Source organism: Bacillus sp. LJBS17, from assembly GCF_019334685.1.
Lineage (GTDB): Bacteria > Bacillota > Bacilli > Bacillales > Bacillaceae > Bacillus > Bacillus subtilis.
The window spans coordinates 744,752-761,086 of sequence record NZ_CP079759.1; the positions used below are offsets into that span (position 1 = coordinate 744,752).

Consider the following 16,335-nt stretch of genomic DNA (forward strand, 5'->3'; position numbering starts at 1 on the left):
AAAGGCTGAACGCTACGACAAGATGATTAGAGAACGGGCAGGACGAACCAATGCACAAACGCTGTACGCACCGGTTTTTTCAAGGGAAGAGCTATCCGTGATGGAAGCTGTATAAAAAACGAGGGGGAATGAAAAATGGCAAATCATATTTATCTTGCCGGCGATTCGACTGTTCAAACGTATGGAGACAGCACAAATCAAGGGGGCTGGGGGCAGTTTCTCGGCTCGCATCTGCCGGAGCATATTCAGGTGATCAACAGAGCGATCGGGGGAAGAAGCTCGAAAACATTTGTGGAAGAGGGCAGGCTTCAGGCAATCCTCGATGTGATCGAGCCGGATGATTGGCTGTTCGTGCAGATGGGCCATAATGACGCGTCGAAAAATAAGCCGGAGCGCTACACCGAGCCCTACACTACTTATAAACAATATTTAAAGCAGTATATCGCAGGCGCGCGGGAAAAAGGCGCCCATCCGCTTCTCATTACCCCCGTAGCCCGCTTTCATTACGAAAACGGTGTGTTTTTGAACGATTTTCCAGATTACTGCATTGCCATGAAGCAGACGGCTGAAGAGGAGAATGTCCAGCTCATTGATCTGATGGAGAAAAGCCTTGCTTTCTTTACTGAGAAGGGCGAGGAAAAAGTATACACCTATTTTATGATTTCAGAAGGGATTAACGATTACACGCATTTTACAAAAAAAGGCGCAAATGAAATGGCGAAACTTGTGGCAAAAGGCATAAAGGAGCTCGGCCTGCCATTGACAGAATCGATCATCAAAGAAAGGTGAAAATGTGATGAGAAAACTGTATCATGGCGCTTGCTATTATCCGGAATTATGGGATGAAGAGACGATTCAGCAGGACATTGACATCATGCGTGAAGTTGGCGTAAATGTTGTGCGGATCGGCGAATTTGCCTGGTCTGTCATGGAACCTGAAGAAGGAAAAATTGACGTCGGTTTTTTCAAAGAAATCATCGCCCGGCTGTATGATAGCGGGATCGAAACGATTATGTGCACGCCGACGCCTACCCCGCCGATTTGGTTCTCACATGGCCGGCCCGAACGCATGCATGCCAATGAAAAAAGAGAGATCATGGGGCATGGCTCCCGTCAGCATGCCTGCACGAACAACCCGTTTTTTCGAAAAAAAGCCGCTATCATCACCACAGCCATCGCCAAGGAGCTTGGCCGGCTCCCGGGGCTGATCGGCTGGCAGCTAGACAATGAGTTTAAATGCCATGTTGCAGAATGCATGTGTGAGACATGCATGCGCTTATGGCATGACTGGCTCAAAAATCGCTACGGGGTGATTGAGCGGTTAAACGAAGCTTGGGGAACCGATGTGTGGAGCGAAACCTATCAGACGTTTGAGCAAGTCCCGCAGCCGGGACCGGCCCCGTTTCTGCATCACGCCTCTTTACGCACTATGTATCAGCTGTTTTCGATGGAGATGATCGCTTCGTTTGCGGATGAACAGGCCAAAATCATCCGCTGCTATTCAGATGCGCCGATCACGCATAACGGATCAGTCATGTTCAGCGTGGACAATGAGCGAATGTTTCAGAATCTCGATTTTGCCTCCTATGACACGTACGCTTCGCAGGAAAACGCCTCTGCCTTTTTATTGAACTGTGATTTATGGAGAAATCTGAAACAAGGGCGCCCGTTTTGGATTTTGGAAACGAGTCCGTCGTATGCCGCCTCGCTTGAAAGCTCCGCTTACCCGCACGCAGACGGGTATTTGCAGGCCGAAGCCGTATCGTCCTACGCCTTAGGAAGCCAGGGATTTTGCTACTGGCTATGGCGACAGCAGCGTTCAGGCAGCGAGATTTCCCACGGTTCGGTTCTCAGTGCCTGGGGCGAACCCACCATTGGCTACCAAAATGTGCTGGCGGTTGAGCGGGCAAGAAAGGAAATCGAGCCTGTTATTCTATCGACTGAACCCGTTCAAGCCGAGGCGGCGATGACTTACTCTGACAGAGCAAAAGCATTTATTAAAACTGAGCCTCACCGGGGACTCCGGCATCGTTCGCTTGTGACGCATTTTTATGAACGTATTCTCAACACGGGGATTCACCGTGACCTTATTCCGGAAGGCGCTCCACTGGACGGCTATCGCTTGCTGTTTACGCCATTTGTGCCGTATTTGTCTTCTGAATTTATCAAAAAAGCTTCGGCATTCGCTGAAGCGGGCGGCATCTGGATCACCGGGCCGCTGACAGGAGGGCGCACATGCGAGCATACCATTCATACCGATTGCGGACTTGGCGAACTTGAGAAAACGTCAGGGATCAAAACACTTTTTACCTTTCCGATGAATGAGAACGTGAATGCAGGAAAAGCGTTTGGCATCACGGCGCCGCTCGGACTATGGAGCGCGGTGTTTGACACAGAGAGCGGAAACACCCTTGGCACGGTTGAAGCAGGACCGGGGGCGGGCCATGCTTTTCTGACGGAACGGAATTACGGCGAGGGGAAAATTGTCATGCTGGGCTCGCTTCCATCCGGGAAAGAAGGGGATGCGATGCTGGAGGCGCTTGTCAGGCATTACGCCGCTGAGGCAGCCATTTCTGTCCGCTCGGATGTAACACCCGGCACGATCGTTGCCCCGCGCAAAGGCGATAACGGCCTTGTGTGGATCATCGTGAATATGGATGGAAAAGGAGGAAGTGTGACACTGCCGGAAGCGGGAACAGATCTGTTGACGAACCGTTTGGAAAAGGCGGGGAGGCTGGCGGTCGGACCGCATGAATACCGTGTGATTCAATTTGACAATCACAGCTGATTCTTTGCATCGAATCAGCTTTTTTCTATGGAGGGAGAGACCGATGAAAAAGATCAAATGGTTATCAGAACAGCCAAAGTTGACAAGCGGCGTGACGTGGGGCGTGCCATGGAAAAAAGGAGAATTAAAAAAGGGAGACCGTCTGGCGCTTATGAATGAAAACGCGGAAACGCGATATGTGCAAAGCGAACCGTCGGCCTATTGGCCGGACGGGAGCATCAAGTGGACGAAGCACGCGGCGGTGTTTGGCGGTCAGGAAAACCAAAGCTTTACAGTTCGCAAAAGAGAAGTGCCGCAGCCAACTGAATCGCTCAGCATTCTTGAGACAGAGCATGACATCCAAGTGAATACAGGAGCACTCGTTTGTACCATTCATAAAACAGGATCTGATTTCATTCAATCATTGCAGATCAACGGAAAGCCGATCGCCGCAGGCGGGAGGCTCGTTGCAATAAGAGAAACGAGAAAAGAGTCGGCGGCGGAAACGGTTTTTTTGCATGAAAGGTCTGCCAGCTTTATCAAACGGGCGGCGATTGAGCAGAGTGGTCCTGTCAAAGCAGTAGTCAAAATCGAGGGAGTGCATGTGCTCCATAAAACGTATGAGGAATGGCTGCCGTTTGTCATCCGATTAACGTTTTATGCCGGGCTGTCTGAGATCGGCCTTGTGCACACGCAGCTGATTGACAGGAGCGGTAAACTAGAATTCGTTAAGGGGCTCGGCATCGAATTCGACCTTTTTTTGGAGGGAGAGCCGTACAACCGCCATTTCCGCTTTGCGGGAGAGAAAGGGATGTACAAAGAACCCGCCCAACTGTTTGGCACACGTAAATTCAATGAACGATATCCGCTTTATGAAAAACAAATCAATGGCGAAATGCTGTCTCCAGATGAAGAGCATAAGGAATGGTTTGCACATGGCACACAGAATGCGGTTTGGGACGATGTCAAGCTCGTGCAAGATTCCAGCGATCATTACAGCCTGTCAAAACGGACCGGAAAAGATTATGCGTGGGTTGGAATGCTGCATGGCAGCCGGGCGAAGGGGCTCTGCTATGCGGGCGGAAAAAATGGCGGTGTGGCTCTCGGCCTGCGGTATTTCTTTGAGAAATATCCTTCAGCACTGGAAATCACAGGTCTTGCCGGCAGCCGCCCCAAAATGACTATCTGGCTTTGGCCTCCGGACGGCGAAGCGATGGATTTGCGGCATTATACAGGAAACACCCACGTGGCCAGCGCGTATGAAGGCTTTGATGAAATGCGCTCTGATCCGACAGGCATTGCGAACACAAATGAAATAAGCCTGGCGTGCTTTTCGCACATGCCGTCTGACGAAGTCCTCAATGCGCTGGCTGACAAATGGCAGGCGCCGCCGCTCATTGTATGCGAGCCGGACGTCTATTACGAATCAAAAGCACTCGGGGTATGGAGCATCATTGACACATCCCATCCGCTCAAAAAAGAGCTGGAAGAACAGCTTGATGCGGCCTTTCTGTTTTATAAAAAGGAAGTAGAGCAACGCAGATGGTACGGTTTTTGGCATTATGGCGATGTCATGCATACGTATGACCCGATCCGGCATATGTGGCGGTACGATCTCGGCGGATACGCATGGCAAAACAATGAGCTCGTTCCGACCCTATGGCTGTGGCAGGCGTTTTTCCGCTCAGGCAGAGAGGATATCTTTCGCATGGCAGAAGCCATGACCCGCCATACGAGCGAAACGGACAGCTTTCACCTCGGTGAATACGCCGGGCTTGGTTCACGGCATAACGTTGTGCACTGGGGATGCGGCTGCAAGGAAGCGAGAATCAGCATGGCCGGGCTTTATAAATTCTATTATTATCTGACGGGTGATGACCGGACGGGAGATCTTTTGACAGAAGTGAAGGATGCCGATTATGCCCTTGTCAAAACCGATCCGATGCGCGCTTTTTACGAGAAAGGCAAGCACCCGACTCACGCCAGAACGGGACCGGACTGGGCGGCGTTTTGCTCGAACTGGCTGGCGGAATGGGAGCGGACCGAAAATCCGGAATATCTCAAAAAAATCGAAACGGGAATCAACTGTCTGAAGCGGCTGCCGCTCCGCTTATTATCTGGCCCGACATTTGAATATGATCCGGCGACCTCGATGCTTCATCATATGGGAGACGGCATTGCGGGCGGATATCATATGATCATTGCCTTCGGCGCGCCGCAAGTGTGGATGGAGCTGGCTGAGCTTCTTGATGACCGGGAATGGGAAGATATGCTGAGTGAATTCGGCGAATTTTACACACTCAGTGATGAGGAAAAACGGAAAAAAAGCGGAGGCGCTCTTCATGACGGGCATTTTCACTGGCCGATGTTCGCCGCCGGTATGACAGCCTACGCCGCAAGAAAAAAGCAAGATCCTCATCTCGCCGCCAAAGCGTGGAATCTTTTGCTAGAAGATAAGCTCAGTCATACGCCGCTTCCGATCAAACCAGAGCGCATCGAGACATGGACGCAGCTAGAGGAGCTTCCATGGGTGACAACGAACACTGTCTCTCAATGGTGCTTAAATGTCATAGCGGCGCTGGAACTGATCGGAGATTCCCTTCCGGCAAAAAAAGAAACATCGGGCAAAAAAGGATAACAGCCGGAATTTCATAGGATAAATGGTGCAAAAAATGAAGATTGCAAGAATTTATGTAAGCGCTTTATATTGAGAGGGGCAAAGGGGAAATGCAAATTGAAAAAAGGGGGACTTACGCAACATGAAAATAAGAATGCGAAAAAAATGGATGGCCTTGCCGCTTGCTGCCATGGTGATCGCCGGATGCAGCCATTCGGAAACATCCAATTCAGCAAGCGGTTCGAAAGGTACGATCAAAATTATGGCGCCGCTTTTATCGCCGGAAAGCCCGAGTGATAAAAGCCCTTCATTAAAAGCGCTCGAAAAATACACAGGCAAAGAGATTAAGGTCACATGGGTGCCTGATTCATCCTACAACGACAAATTCAACATCGTCATGGCTTCAGGAGAGATGCCTCACGCGATTGTCATTAAAGATAAGTCAGCCGGCTTTATCAAGTCTGTCAAAGCAGGGGCGTTTTGGGAACTGTCTCCTTATTTAAAAGACTACAAGAATTTAAGCCAGGCAGATGAAAAGATTTTGAAGAACAGCTCGGTGAACGGCGAGGTGTACGGAATCTACAGAACGAGGGATCTGATCAGGGCGTGTATGATCATCAGAACCGACTGGCTGAAAAATGTCGGTCTGGATATGCCGGAAACGCTTGATGATTTCTATGAAGTGCTGAAAGCCTTTAAGGAAAAAGATCCTGACGGAAACGGCAAGGATGATACGTACGGCATGGTCGTGCCGAAATGGATGGGACTCGGCAACGGAAGCCCATGGGATGTTCTGCAAATCTGGTTCGGAGCGCCAAACCGCTACGGTGTTGAAAACGGAAAGCTGATTCCGGATTTTACAACGAAGGAATACATGGATGCGCTCACGTTTTTTAAAAAGCTCTATGATGAGGGCTTGATCAATAAGGACTTTGCTGTCATGGATTCTGCGAAGTGGAATGATCCGGTTGTAAAAGGAAAAGCGGGTGTCATCGTTGATACAGGCTCAAGAGCGTCTCAAATCCAAAGCGCGATGGAGGAGGCGGATGAGTCGAACAAGGATATCATTGATATCGTCGGCTCGCTTGAGGGACCGAATGGCAAGCGCACTTTCCCGACATCTGGTTATTCAGGCATGATCACGATACCAAAATCAAGCGTCAAAACCGAAAAAGAGCTGAAAGAGGTGCTGTCCTTCCTCGATAAGATGAATGATAAGGAAGCGCAGATTCTCACGAACAACGGAGTGAAGGGCCGCAATTACGAGCTCAAGGACGGCGTATTCACCTCACTTGAAAAAAACAACAAATCTCTCCTGTATGAGCATGAAGGCTTGGCACAGTTCAGCATGTCGATTCCGAAAAGCGAGTATTACATCGAAGACCAGAAAACAAAGCTCTTCCAGCATCGCAAGGACATCATAACCGAAGGAGAAAAAATAGCCGTCTTTAACCCGGCTGAGTCGCTTGTATCTGATGTCTATACCCAAAAAGGAGCCCAGCTTGACAACATCATCCTCGACGCGAGAACACAATTTATCATTGGAGAAATTGATGAAAAAGGGTTCGCTGATGCAGTGGAGCTTTGGAAAAAAAGCGGCGGCAATGACCTGATGAAGGACTTGAACAAATTGTACCAATCGTCAAAATAAACCGATGCGCCTGCCTTTCGGCGGGCGCCCCGGTATCACGAAAGGAGAACAGATATGGAAACAGTGCCGAAGAAGGGAGATGCACCTGTTCTCACCGCTGGAAAAGGCATCAGCTGGATGGCTGCGCTCAAACGGGACAAATGGCTTTATCTTCTTCTTATTCCCGGTCTGCTTTATTTCTTGATTTTCAAATACTTGCCGATGTGGGGCGTGCTGATCGCTTTTAAAGACTACTCGCCATATCTCGGCTTCTGGAAAAGCGAATGGGTCGGCTTTGATTATTTCAAAGACTTTTTTATGAATCCGGATTTTTTCCGGCTGCTGCGCAACACCCTCATGCTGGCGAGCCTGGATCTTTTGTTTGCCTTTCCCGCGCCTCTCATTTTAGCCCTGCTTTTGAATGAGGTAAGAAAGGCCGCGTATAAAAGATGTATCCAAACCTTCATTTACGTACCCCATTTTGTATCATGGACAATTGTGGTCAGCATCACCTTCGTTTTCTTTACTGTCGATACAGGTGTGATCAACAAAATGATCATGAGCCTGACAGGTGAGCAGATTTCTTTCTTGTCGGATGCAGACTGGTTCCGGCCGATGATTGTGATGCAAAGCATTTGGAAGGAAACAGGCTGGGGAACGATTCTATTTTTGGCAGCGCTCGCTACGGTTGATCAAGAGCAGTATGAAGCGGCCATCATGGACGGAGCGGGGCGGTTCAGGAGAATGTGGCATATTACGCTGCCGGCGATCAGAAGCACCATTATCGTTTTGTTGATTTTAAGAATCGGCAGCTTTTTGAATCTTGGCTTTGAACAGGTGTATTTGATGACGAACTCACTCAACCGCAGTGTGGCTGACATCTTCGACACGTATGTGTATATGATGGGGATTACCCAAGGGGCGTATAGCTACAGCACGGCGGTCGGTTTGTTTAAATCAGTTGTCGGGATTATCTTGATTTTTGGAGCCAATTACATTGCGAAAAAGTTTGATCAGGAAGGATTGTTTTAGAGGAGGGAGAGGTATGGCTGAAATTCACACGATGCACAACACCAAAGCCGGACGGGTGTTTGACGTCTGCAACATTCTGTTTCTCGGCGGTGTCGGCGCGATTACCATTTTGCCGTTTTTATATATTATCGCCGGTTCCTTTGCGACAGAAGCGGAACTCGCCCAGCGGAGCTTCTTTATTTTCCCGAAAACCTTTACACTTGATGCTTACAAGTATGTGTTTTCGACACCAACGTTCCTTCGAAGCATGGGTGTGTCCATCTTCATCACGGTGGTCGGGACGGCTGTACAGCTGTTTTTCACCTTCACGATGGCATATCCGCTGGCGAAGCGGCATGTGAAGGGACGGAATCTGCTGTTGAATCTGGTGATTTTCTCCATGCTGTTTTCAGGCGGCATGATTCCGACGTACCTTGTCGTAAAATCACTTGGCCTTTTGGATACGTATTGGGCATTGATTCTGCCGATGGCGATTAATCCGTTCAACCTTATTATTATCAAAAACTTCTTTCAGCAGCTGCCGCGCGAGCTGGAGGAATCAGCAAAAATTGACGGCTGTTCCGAAATCGGCGTCTTCTGGCGGATCGCCCTGCCACTGTCAAAGCCAGTTATTGCGACCTTTGCGCTGTTTTATGCGGTCGGGATTTGGAATGATTTCTTCCACGCTCTCTTATATATCAATGACAGTGCAAAATGGCCGCTGCAAATGGTGCTTCGCCAAGTCACAATTTTATCGGATTTAACGGCGACCAATGGTGATACGATGCAAAATGCAGTTCCGCCGGAGCAGGGAATTAAACTCGCTGTCATTGTCATTGCGACGCTGCCGATTTTGGCGGTCTATCCATTTTTACAAAAACACTTTGCAAAAGGAATGCTGATCGGTTCGGTGAAAGGCTGAGAAAGGGAGTGTTTCATATCAGTACATTAGATCAGATTAAGATTGCCTATATCGGCGGGGGGTCCCAAGGCTGGGCCAGAAGCCTGATGAGTGATTTGTCGATTGATGAACGGATGTCAGGCACGGTGGCGCTCTATGATCTTGATTTTGAAGCCGCTCAGAAAAATGAAGTGATCGGCAATCACAGCGGGAACGGCAGATGGAGATATGAGGCTGTTTCTACTTTGAAAAAGGCGTTATCAGCCGCTGATATCGTCATTATTTCCATTTTGCCGGGATCACTGGATGATATGGAAGTCGATGTCCACTTGCCTGAGCGCTGCGGTATTTATCAGTCTGTAGGTGATACTGTCGGGCCCGGAGGGATCATCAGGGGCTTGCGTGCTGTGCCGATATTTGCGGAAATTGCCCGGGCAATAAGAGACTACGCACCTGAATCATGGGTCATTAATTATACAAACCCGATGTCTGTCTGTACAAGAGTGCTGTATAAAGTGTTTCCCGGAATCAAAGCGATTGGCTGCTGCCACGAGGTATTCGAGACGCAAAAGCTATTGGCGGAAATGGTCACGGAAAGGCTGGGGATAGAGGTGCCGCGGCGTGAGGATATCCGCGTTAATGTGCTCGGCATTAACCATTTTACATGGATCACAAAAGCCTCTTACCGCCATATTGACCTGCTGCCTATATTCCGTGAATTCAGCGCGCACTATGGGGAATCAGGATATGAGCTGGAGGGGGAAAGCTGGAGGGACAGCGTCTTTTGTTCGGCACACCGTGTTGCGTTTAATTTATTTGAAACGTATGGCGCCATCCCTGCTGCAGGAGACAGGCATCTGGCAGAGTTTCTTCCCGGCCCATACCTCAAACAGCCTGAAGTATGGAAATTTCATCTCACACCTATATCATTCAGAAAACAAGACAGAGCTGAGAAACGACAAGAAACAGAACGGTTGATCGTGCAACAACGGGGCGTTGCTGAGAAAGCTTCGGGAGAAGAAGGCGTGAACATCATAGCGGCTCTTCTCGGATTGGGTGAACTCGTCACAAATGTAAATATGCCGAATCAAGGCCAGGTCTCAAACCTTCCTAAACAAGCCATTGTCGAAACAAACGCATTCATCACAAGGAACCGTGTCCAGCCGATTTTTTCCGGAGCGCTTCCGAAAGGTGTGGAAATGCTGGCGGCTAGGCATATATCCAATCAAGAGGCAGTGTCGGAAGCAGGTCTAACAAAGGATACTGGCCTCGCGTTTCAAGCTTTCCTCAATGACCCGCTTGTCAGGATTGACCGCAGTGATGCAGAGCAGCTTTTCAATGACATGCTCCAATGCACCATGCAACGTTGAGCGGAGCTTTTCCGGTTTAGAAAAGAAACCATTGACCATACTGATAGTATAATCAAGAAGTAGGTGCTATCAATATGGGAGATTATTTAAGTGTTGCGGTAGAATTGGTCTGCGGTTTAGGCATTTTATTTATTATCTTAAAGCTTCTCGGGAAAACCCAATTTTCTCAAATTACGCCGTTTGACTTTATTTCTGCTTTAATTTTAGGAGAATTGGTCGGAAATGCCGTCTACGATCATGATATCAAAATCAAAGAAATCATTTTTGCTTCGCTGCTGTGGGGCGTGCTGATTTATGTTATTGAATTTATCACGCAAAAAATGAAATCATCGCGAAAGTTCTTGGAGGGTGAGCCGAATATCGTCATCCGCAAAGGAGAGCTTCAATATAAAGTAATGAAGAAAAATAAGATAGACATTAACCAGCTGCAAAGCCTATTGAGGCAAGCGGGGAGTTTTTCGATCCAAGAAGTAGAATATGCGATTCTTGAAACAAACGGGATGGTCAGCGTGCTTCCAAAATCAGACTTTGACAAACCGACAAATAAGGATTTGCAGATTCCTTCGAAGTCCGTTTCTCTGCCGATCACGTTAATCATAGATGGAGAGATTGTGCGGGATAATTTGAAGGAAGCAGGTGTGGATGAACAGTGGCTGAAACAAGAATTGAAAAAGAAGAACATTGATAAGACAGAGGACGTGTTATTTGCAGAATGGCATAAAAATAAGCCGCTGTATACTGTAACGTACGAACAAAGCAGATCAACATGACTCTTAGAAAAAAGCTTGCAGCAAGGCGCAAGCTTTTTATTGATTGTATGTCCCTTGTTTGACAGCACGTACATGGTACATGCTCACTTCAGTGCTGATCAGATAGTCAGGCTTTGGTTTGCCTTTGTTTGCTTTATGGCCGGCGATATGCGCATCGCTTTTTTCCCATTGCTTCCAGTGATCCTCTGATTCCCAGCGAATCATGACAACAACTTCTTCATCACCGCGGCGCACATTTTTCTCAAGCACTGTCACATCAATTAAACCTTCTTGTTTTTCAATGATTCCTTCAGCGCTGAAACGTTCTATAACTTTATCTGCAAAGCCTTCTTTAACCGTCATTTTTCTCAACTGTACAAACATTTGTCTCACTCCAATCATTCTCACATATGAATAATTGTAAATGAAATTCATTCTCAATGTCAAAGAAAGCGCAGGACGGAATCGAACCGCCGTGCGCAACAGTTTATTCTTTTAATAAAAACACATTTCCGTCTTCGTCCTTAAATTGGACGAAGGTGCCCCACTCCATTTGATTGGGCTCACCGAGAAATTCTACACCGTTTGTCTTCATTTTCTCGTATGTACCAAAGATGTCTTCGCATTCAAACACAATAGAAGCCTTCATTTGCTCTGAGCCTTTCATCATGGCTTTCGGGTAAATGACTAAACGAGTCTCGGCCCCTTTTGGCGCAACCTCCAGCCAGCTTGCTTCAGGTCCCATTGGGTGGTCCGCTGCAATATCAAAGCCTACCTTCTCTGTCCAAAATTGCTTCGCTTTCTGCTGGTCCTCGACATATACAGCAACAGTGCCAATTTGTTTGATCATAGGGAAACCTCCAAGTTGAAAAGATAATAATACTATAACCTGTTTACGGCCGAAGTAACATAAAAAAATCAGCCGGGAAACCGGCTGATTTTTAAAATGAGCAGCTTACAACATCGATGTGATTTGTGTCTAAGGCGAAATAAACCCAGCGGCGCCGTGAGGAATCCCAATAAAAGCCGCCGACAGACCTTCTGCCAAGGATGATCGGGTAAAACCAAAAGGAGCGGCCATTGGTTAACCAAACATAGGTAAATCGGAAAAGGCAAGGACGAATGGTGATTGGTTCAACTAACAAAACGGCTCCTTGAGAACCCTGCGGTTTTGGGGGTTTCGCTGGTATTTGGGAAGGAGGAGGTCCCTGCGGCGCACCGCCGAAGCCTGGGCTAGCACCGCTGCCAATACCAGGGCCGGAGCCGCCGCCAAAGCCTGGAACAGCGCCACCGCCAATACCAGGGCCGGAGCCGCCGCCAAAGCCTGGAACAGCACCACCGCCAATGCCAGGGCCGGAGCCGCCGCCAAAGCCTGGAACAGCACCACCGCCAATGCCAGGGCCGGAGCCGCCGCCGAAGCCCGGAACAGCGCCGCTGCCAATGCCAGGCCATGGATATCGGTATTCATATTCAAAAGCAGGCCAAGGCTCATAAAAATGCCCCGCAAACATATAAGGATCAACATAATACATGTGATAACGTCCTTTCTCATTGTAAACTGTACATTGCAGTTTATGCGGGCGGACTCTTATTGGTGCATTCGCCTAAGGATATGAAGCAGGAATGCTCTCAGAGAGCAGAATCATTTGATTTTTCTCTAGTCTTATTCACAATTCCGATTTATCATTTTATAATGAAAGTGCTTCTATTACGAAAAAGGAGACAGACCGTGAATATCGATCAATTATTATATCAATATATCATAGACAACACTGCGGATATTACTGAGAAATGGTTCAGTTTGCGTTGCCAGCTAAAAGGCGAGCTATATTCCGCCAGCCATTTAAGTGAAGAAACGAAAACACTTTTAACCGAGCAGCATACATTTACCAATATAACAATCGCAAGCGCATTTCTGGAGGATCAAACCGATTTTCAAGAAAACATGACAAAATGGGTGCAAAACGTTGCGAAAAACAGGGTAGAGCAGGATGTTCAAGTTCATGAGGTCGTAGAAGCCATATCCAATTCAAGAATCTCATTCTGGGACGCAGTCGTCACATTTATAAAAGAGAATCAGGAGATTGTGACAAATGAGGATGCAGACCGATGGAACCGCATTGTGAATCAGTCGTTCGATAAGCTGATTATTGAATTCTCCGAGCAGTACCAAAAATTCATGCTGATGAGGCTTACATCTCAGCAGGAATTGATCTCAGAGCTTGGCTGCCCGGTTATTTCAATTGCCGATGGAATCGGGATATTGCCGCTTATTGGCTCCATTGATACAAAACGGGCACAGGTCATTTTAGAAACAGTGCCGGTCCGCTGTGTCGAGAGAAAAATCACAAGCCTCGTCGTTGATCTTTCGGGTGTTCCGATTGTGGATACCATGGTGGCTCAGCAATTGTACAACCTGTCTAAAACGCTTTTCTTATTAGGCGTCAAAGCCGTATTTTCAGGGATTCGCCCGGATGTGGCCCAAACATCGATTCAATTGGGGCTTGATTTTAGTGAATATGAAACGTACGGCACGCTGAAGCAGGCATTAGAAAACATGGGTGTCCGCTGTATTGTTGAGGAATTGGAAGAAAACAAATAGGAAGTTTCCAGGCATATGATTGTCCGTCACCGGGTGATCATATGCCTTTTTGATTTGAACAGAAATCACCATTGATTTATCGAAAAAAACATAATATTATAATTCTTATAAGAATACTGTGAATTAAAACCTATTCAACAGGGGGGAAGGTCTTTTGGTTTCAAAATTAACGATTGATCCGGAAGTGATTGAAAAAATTATCAGCTCGCTGGAAACACTCGATTTCGGCACCGTTCAGATTACGGTTCATGATTCTCAGGTTACCCAAATTGAGAAAATAGAAAAGCACCGTTTTTCGCTGAAAAGGAAAGAATCAAAATGATAATGTAAAGGGCGTTTGTTTTCATTAAATTCTCCTTAAAACATATACATATTTCATCCAATTTTTATATAATAGACCTTTAAGATCATTTTTTAGGAGGATTTTTGACATGCAAGCTACGGTTCACGAGAGTAAGCAATCTATCATGCAACGCATTTTGACAGTCTTTGTCTTCACATTGCTGATCGCGACTGTCGGCCTTTTTATCGGCCAATTTGTTCCTGTCGCTTTGATGCTGCCGCTTTCTATTCTTGAAGTGGCGATGATTATTCTGGCCTTTTGGATGCGCAGAAGAAAAGCGGTCGGGTATGCGTTTGTATATACATTCGCGTTCGTTTCCGGCATTACCTTATTTCCGATCGTCAGCCATTACGCTTCCATCGCCGGCGCCTATGTCGTGCTTGAAGCCTTTGGTTCTACATTTGTCATTTTTGCCGTCTTAGGCACAATCGGCGCAAAAATGAAGAAGGATTTATCCTTCCTGTGGTCGTTTCTGCTGGTTGCGGTGCTCGCCCTCGCAGTGGTAGGGATTTTCAACATTTTCAGCCCGTTAAACTCAGCGGCGATGATGGCGTATTCCGTGATCGGAACCATCGTCTTTTCCCTTTACATTTTGTATGATTTGAATCAAATCAAACACCGCCACATTACAGAAGACTTGATTCCGGTTATGGCGTTATCGCTGTACCTTGACTTTATCAACTTATTCATCAACCTGCTCCGCTTCTTCGGCATTTTGAGCAGTGATGATTAATGAAAAAGCGCCTGTCTTTGGATAGGCGCTTTATGAATGCAAGTGATCAGGTAACAGTTAAACAATGATTGAGTCTAGTCCTCGCTTAATTCTTCTTACACCCTTTTCAATTTCCTCAAGGCTCAGATGGCCGAAGCCAAGCAACCATTTTGAATTATGGCTATGAGATCGTCTAGTATAATCATTTGCCGGATAGATATGAACCCGTTCCTTTTTTAGTGCCTGCTGAAACTTGTCACTCGGATGATCATACTGAAAGTCGACCGCTAAATGAAGACCTGTGCTTTCCCCCATAATGCAAATGGATGAAAATTCTCTCTTCAGCATTTTTGTTAACAGGTTATTTTTTTGCTTATATATCTTATTGGCTTTTCTGATCTGACGGTCAAGGTGGCCCTGTGAAATAAATTCAGCAAGTGCTTTCTGCTCGAAAAGGGAAGAATGCAGGTCGCTGTACCATTTTTCTTTTCTGCATTGTTCAATCAGTTCATCGGGCAAAATCAAATAGCCGATGCGAAGAGCGGGCGACAATGTTTTACTGAATGTGCCAATATAAATCACACGGTCCGGATCAAGTTCATAGAGCGAACTGATAACGGGGCTAGTATAGCGAAATTCACTGTCATAATCATCTTCTACAATATAAGTGTTATGGTGCCTCGCGTATTGAATTAATTCAATTCTTCTTTGAATCGGCAGTGTTCCGCCAAGTGGAAATTGGTGGGATGGCGTCACATAGATCAGCTTTGGGGCTTCTTTGAATTTCAGATGTTTGGTGACTGCACCCAGCTGGTCTACTTCAAGAGAATACATAGAGCAGTTCTTTTGGTTGAATATTCGGTAAATATCAATTGAACAAGGATCTTCTAAGCAAATTGAATCACCAGGATGAACCAAGGCATGAGACAAAATAGAAAGTCCTTGTGCGGCCCCATTTGTAATAATGATGTTTTCACTGGAGCAGCAAATTCCTCGTTTTAAATAGAGATAATCGGCTAAAGCCTTTCTCAATTCATACAGTCCCTCAGGTTTGCCATACCCGAATAACTGCTTTGGACTGTTTTTCATTGTTTCACTGTACACCTTTTGCCATTGAATTCTCGGAAATAATTGCAGGTCGGGCATTCCCGTTTTGAAATCTACAATATCCCCTGTATCAGTATGACAGGGATTAGTGAGAGTAGCAGTTTTTTGGTCTTTTATATTCTTACGTTTTGCACAATCTAATAAAATACCTTTGGATATAAAGCTCCCGGCCCCCTGCCGGCTTTCAATGTATCCTTCGGCATATAGCAATTCATAGGCCGAAATGACAACATTTCTCGATATCTTTAACTCTTTGGAAAGTTCCCTTGTTGAAGGGATTTTCCATCCTTCCTTTAGGCGGCCCGATAAGATTTCTTGTCTGATTTGGATGTAAATCTGTCTTGTAAGCGGTACTTTTGAGCTTTTATTTACCTTAATCCAAAGCATAGTGCGCACTCCTTCATTGTATAAAATACTCTTTTAAATAAATTATTAGAAAGAAATTTTATCCATTTTATAACAATTTTCGACGTAAAATGGTACTGTTAATTTTTTTAGTAATGGACCTATAATTGTAAATACTACC

General features: G+C 46.6%; 15 protein-coding genes. 11 read left to right on the plus strand and 4 right to left on the minus strand.

Annotation, left to right across the window (positions count from 1 at the left end; translation table 11 throughout):
- Positions 1-135: 135 nt before the first annotated feature.
- From KXZ66_RS03790 to KXZ66_RS03825, 8 genes are all read left to right on the plus strand, one after another.
- Complete coding sequence (locus KXZ66_RS03790; RefSeq protein WP_003233813.1) at positions 136-789, plus strand: rhamnogalacturonan acetylesterase; 654 nt, start codon at positions 136-138, stop codon at positions 787-789.
- 7 nt (positions 790-796) lie between these two features.
- Positions 797-2,788, plus strand: a complete 1,992-nt coding sequence (gene yesZ, locus KXZ66_RS03795; protein WP_219144812.1) for a beta-galactosidase YesZ — start codon at positions 797-799, stop codon at positions 2,786-2,788.
- A gap of 43 nt (positions 2,789-2,831) precedes the next feature.
- On the plus strand, positions 2,832-5,405 hold the full coding sequence (locus KXZ66_RS03800) for an exo-rhamnogalacturonan lyase family protein (RefSeq protein WP_151870346.1): 2,574 nt from the start codon (positions 2,832-2,834) through the stop codon (positions 5,403-5,405).
- A gap of 121 nt (positions 5,406-5,526) precedes the next feature.
- The gene (locus KXZ66_RS03805; protein WP_151870345.1) at positions 5,527-7,035 is read left to right on the plus strand and encodes an extracellular solute-binding protein; all 1,509 of its coding nucleotides are present in this window, start codon (positions 5,527-5,529) and stop codon (positions 7,033-7,035) included.
- A 54-nt stretch (positions 7,036-7,089) separates the two neighbouring features.
- Complete coding sequence (locus tag KXZ66_RS03810) at positions 7,090-8,046, plus strand: ABC transporter permease (protein ID WP_029317445.1); 957 nt, start codon at positions 7,090-7,092, stop codon at positions 8,044-8,046.
- A 13-nt stretch (positions 8,047-8,059) separates the two neighbouring features.
- Positions 8,060-8,947, plus strand: coding sequence for a carbohydrate ABC transporter permease (locus KXZ66_RS03815; RefSeq protein ID WP_003242715.1), 888 nt, complete (start codon positions 8,060-8,062; stop codon positions 8,945-8,947).
- A gap of 8 nt (positions 8,948-8,955) precedes the next feature.
- Positions 8,956-10,296, plus strand: coding sequence for an alpha-galacturonidase LplD (gene lplD / locus KXZ66_RS03820; protein ID WP_141949842.1), 1,341 nt, complete (start codon positions 8,956-8,958; stop codon positions 10,294-10,296).
- Between the two features lie 74 nt (positions 10,297-10,370).
- On the plus strand, positions 10,371-11,066 hold the full coding sequence (locus tag KXZ66_RS03825) for a DUF421 domain-containing protein (protein WP_032726686.1): 696 nt from the start codon (positions 10,371-10,373) through the stop codon (positions 11,064-11,066).
- A 36-nt stretch (positions 11,067-11,102) separates the two neighbouring features.
- On the opposite strand, the gene hmoA is transcribed toward KXZ66_RS03825, so the two are convergent.
- The 3 genes from hmoA to KXZ66_RS03840 all read right to left on the minus strand — a co-directional run bounded on the left by hmoA (position 11,103) and on the right by KXZ66_RS03840 (position 12,577).
- Positions 11,103-11,429, minus strand: a complete 327-nt coding sequence (gene hmoA, locus KXZ66_RS03830; RefSeq protein ID WP_003243958.1) for a heme-degrading oxygenase HmoA — start codon at positions 11,427-11,429, stop codon at positions 11,103-11,105.
- A gap of 103 nt (positions 11,430-11,532) precedes the next feature.
- Positions 11,533-11,895, minus strand: a complete 363-nt coding sequence (locus tag KXZ66_RS03835) for a VOC family protein (protein ID WP_003233803.1) — start codon at positions 11,893-11,895, stop codon at positions 11,533-11,535.
- A gap of 91 nt (positions 11,896-11,986) precedes the next feature.
- On the minus strand, positions 11,987-12,577 hold the full coding sequence (locus tag KXZ66_RS03840) for a hypothetical protein (protein WP_128740107.1): 591 nt from the start codon (positions 12,575-12,577) through the stop codon (positions 11,987-11,989).
- A gap of 197 nt (positions 12,578-12,774) precedes the next feature.
- Between KXZ66_RS03840 and KXZ66_RS03845 the strand changes: the two genes are divergently transcribed.
- The 3 genes from KXZ66_RS03845 to KXZ66_RS03855 all read left to right on the plus strand — a co-directional run bounded on the left by KXZ66_RS03845 (position 12,775) and on the right by KXZ66_RS03855 (position 14,723).
- The gene (locus KXZ66_RS03845) at positions 12,775-13,647 is read left to right on the plus strand and encodes an STAS domain-containing protein (protein WP_219144813.1); all 873 of its coding nucleotides are present in this window, start codon (positions 12,775-12,777) and stop codon (positions 13,645-13,647) included.
- A 154-nt stretch (positions 13,648-13,801) separates the two neighbouring features.
- On the plus strand, positions 13,802-13,969 hold the full coding sequence (locus KXZ66_RS03850; protein WP_014663144.1) for a YezD family protein: 168 nt from the start codon (positions 13,802-13,804) through the stop codon (positions 13,967-13,969).
- A 109-nt stretch (positions 13,970-14,078) separates the two neighbouring features.
- Entirely contained in the window at positions 14,079-14,723 is a 645-nt protein-coding gene (locus tag KXZ66_RS03855; protein ID WP_003244397.1) for a Bax inhibitor-1/YccA family protein, read from the plus strand.
- A 57-nt stretch (positions 14,724-14,780) separates the two neighbouring features.
- Here KXZ66_RS03855 and KXZ66_RS03860 read toward each other — a convergent pair whose 3' ends face one another.
- Positions 14,781-16,196 (minus strand): MocR-like pyridoxine biosynthesis transcription factor PdxR, encoded by a 1,416-nt coding sequence (locus tag KXZ66_RS03860; RefSeq protein ID WP_128740108.1) that lies wholly within the window; start codon positions 16,194-16,196, stop codon positions 14,781-14,783.
- Positions 16,197-16,335: the final 139 nt, after the last annotated feature.

Coding starts and splice junctions, on each gene's coding strand:
- KXZ66_RS03790 (WP_003233813.1), top strand. CDS start 136: ATGGCAAATCATATTTATCTTGCCGGCGATTCGACTGTTCAAACGTAT.
- yesZ (WP_219144812.1), top strand. CDS start 797: ATGAGAAAACTGTATCATGGCGCTTGCTATTATCCGGAATTATGGGAT.
- KXZ66_RS03800 (WP_151870346.1), top strand. CDS start 2,832: ATGAAAAAGATCAAATGGTTATCAGAACAGCCAAAGTTGACAAGCGGC.
- KXZ66_RS03805 (WP_151870345.1), top strand. CDS start 5,527: ATGAAAATAAGAATGCGAAAAAAATGGATGGCCTTGCCGCTTGCTGCC.
- KXZ66_RS03810 (WP_029317445.1), top strand. CDS start 7,090: ATGGAAACAGTGCCGAAGAAGGGAGATGCACCTGTTCTCACCGCTGGA.
- KXZ66_RS03815 (WP_003242715.1), top strand. CDS start 8,060: ATGGCTGAAATTCACACGATGCACAACACCAAAGCCGGACGGGTGTTT.
- KXZ66_RS03825 (WP_032726686.1), top strand. CDS start 10,371: ATGGGAGATTATTTAAGTGTTGCGGTAGAATTGGTCTGCGGTTTAGGC.
- hmoA (WP_003243958.1), bottom strand. CDS start 11,429: ATGTTTGTACAGTTGAGAAAAATGACGGTTAAAGAAGGCTTTGCAGAT.
- KXZ66_RS03835 (WP_003233803.1), bottom strand. CDS start 11,895: ATGATCAAACAAATTGGCACTGTTGCTGTATATGTCGAGGACCAGCAG.
- KXZ66_RS03840 (WP_128740107.1), bottom strand. CDS start 12,577: ATGTATTATGTTGATCCTTATATGTTTGCGGGGCATTTTTATGAGCCT.
- KXZ66_RS03855 (WP_003244397.1), top strand. CDS start 14,079: ATGCAAGCTACGGTTCACGAGAGTAAGCAATCTATCATGCAACGCATT.
- KXZ66_RS03860 (WP_128740108.1), bottom strand. CDS start 16,196: ATGCTTTGGATTAAGGTAAATAAAAGCTCAAAAGTACCGCTTACAAGA.